At 58.9% G+C, this 2,096-nt stretch carries 2 protein-coding genes; both read right to left on the bottom strand.

What is annotated here, in order from left to right; genetic code table 11:
• Nucleotides 1-91: 91 nt before the first annotated feature.
• Nucleotides 92-1,345: a reverse transcriptase domain-containing protein gene (locus tag C8N44_RS22970; RefSeq protein ID WP_107978998.1), complete on the bottom strand. Its 1,254-nt coding sequence runs from the start codon at nt 1,343-1,345 to the stop codon at nt 92-94.
• Between the two features lie 9 nt (nt 1,346-1,354).
• On the bottom strand, nt 1,355-1,660 hold the full coding sequence (locus C8N44_RS23275) for a hypothetical protein (protein WP_146178919.1): 306 nt from the start codon (nt 1,658-1,660) through the stop codon (nt 1,355-1,357).
• Nucleotides 1,661-2,096: the final 436 nt, after the last annotated feature.

The raw sequence follows: 2,096 nt of genomic DNA, 5'->3' as shown, positions 1-2,096 counted from the left end.
TCCTCCGAATAAGACACGTGCATAACGACGTCGTTATGCACGTGTCTTACCTCGGAACCCCAGCCTCAGGCAGGCGGCCCCAATCGGTCGGTTACGTCGTTTCGAGGTAGAACGCGAGTTCTTCGCCATGGGCTACGGCTGCGGGGAAGCCACTGCGAAAATCGCGCAATGCCCTCCAATGGTTGATCGGATAACACTCACGATAGGGCGGCGGATGCCAGAACCGAGGGGCGGCCGTCACGCGTTCTCGGTGCGCGATCATGGTTCTATGTAGCTCCACCATATCGATCTTGTCTGCTTCATTCAGGCGCCCCTCCAAATTGAAGCGACCCTTCTCACCTATGCCGATATCATCCCGGGCAGGGTCAAAGAGGTAACCGAGGAATTCCAGCGGCTGGTTATCGGCAAAGAAGACGTCACACAACGCGAACGGGCCTGCGGGATGCCGCCCGAAGTGGGCGAAAAGGGTATTCACCATCTCCCGGCTTCCAGCATAGTCTGTTGCAGACACGACGATGTTGTCGAAGCACAGCATAACCACTTGATCAGTCCCGGCGGGGATATCGTTGAGCATCCACGCCAAGATGATCCCGGAAGCCGGGGAGCCCTGCATTAGCCCCCGTGGCCCGCTCGCAATGTCCTGTGTCGTCATACTCCCCTGAGAGAAGAAGGAACCATGGAACCCCCTAGGGTCCTGTTGTCCTCCCAGCTCCTCAAAGGTGAGGTTTCTAGTATCTAGGGCATGTTTGATTACCTCCTTTGGTAGTGGCAGTTGGTACAGGGCGTCCGGGCTCACGTTCTGATAGCAATCCCGGATGTCTGTCTTGGCGAGATGCGTGAATCCCTGGTTCTGAAGGGCCTTCAGAGCATATGCGGCATCCTCGCGGCTGTGGTTCGGGACACCATAGACGGGTGCGCTGGGCGCGAACTGTGCTTCGACCACAGCGGCCAGCATGTACTGGACGGCTTTCAGTTCCGGCGGGATACGCTTGCAGATCGGGCGCACACGGCCATCGCTCTTCAGGCTAGGTTCCCAGCCGATAGGTGCATAGCTCTTGGCCCACGCATTCACATGATCGCGCAGTTGCATCGCCACGGCCCGATCTGGGCGTTCACCTAAGGTGCGGAGAGCGGCGCTCAACTTGACCTGATCATCTCGTAGGAAATCCCGTACCGCAGCGCGGATGCGTTTCGTTTTACCGGTGGCGGCAACTTCTGCGATGCGCGCCTTCTTCCCTGTGAAGACGCCATGAGCACGGCCCTGTTCAGAGAGCCACTGGCGTTCGGAAATGGGCGTTGCAACCGGTTGCAACGGGAAACACTCGGATTGCGACGGTACGGGCATTCTTTCCTCCTAGCTCCTGGTGCTTTCTCTAGGACGGATGAAGTGTGCGGGCATGGCGTGCAGCTCGGCAGGCGCAGAGATGCCGCTATGCGCCTGCCAGAGCCGCAGAAGGGCTTCCCGGCTCGTCACATAACTCTCCGCGACCCAACGAACCGCAGCAGGCTTTTCAGTGGCACGTATGCGTCTCTGAATGATCCATTGGATGCCATCCCGGCAGACGATGACGCAGAAGCTTCCTGTCTCAGCTTCGATCCGGCAGAGTTCTGCGGCATAGTTATCTGCGCTCTCACAGTGATCGTTGTACTGACCGGTCATTGGGCGTCGCCCTCCGGGCAGCACATCACGCCAGTGTGCAGAGCCTGGCACAAGCGATAGCCTGGATCGACGTTGCCGTAGTTTGCGAAGATGCTTGCGACATTGGCCGGCTTTCTCCGCGGCGGACGGGACATCAAAGCCCTATGCCGGGCTGGGATGTCGGATAAGTTGCAACCAGTTGCAAAATACTGGATGCGCCCCTGCAAGACATCGCACCTGCAACAAGCCAAGTGGGTGAAGCCGACGATCGAGTTTCCGGCGGGCTTGCGACCCCAATATTGGGTCGCCCCCCGGCGGATAGCGCCAGTGGTCATTGTTTTGTCCTCATCTGTAAGCCTTGAGTAAGCGGCGTCTACGCCCCATCGGAGTTCAGCTCGACGGCTTGAAGTTCCAGGGTAGCAACTCGTCGATCCGGTTCGCGGGATGCCCTGCCGCG

The sequence above is a fragment of the Allosediminivita pacifica genome (assembly GCF_003054175.1).
Taxonomy (GTDB): domain Bacteria; phylum Pseudomonadota; class Alphaproteobacteria; order Rhodobacterales; family Rhodobacteraceae; genus Allosediminivita; species Allosediminivita pacifica.
This window is presented reverse-complemented; position numbering and strand designations above follow the sequence as displayed.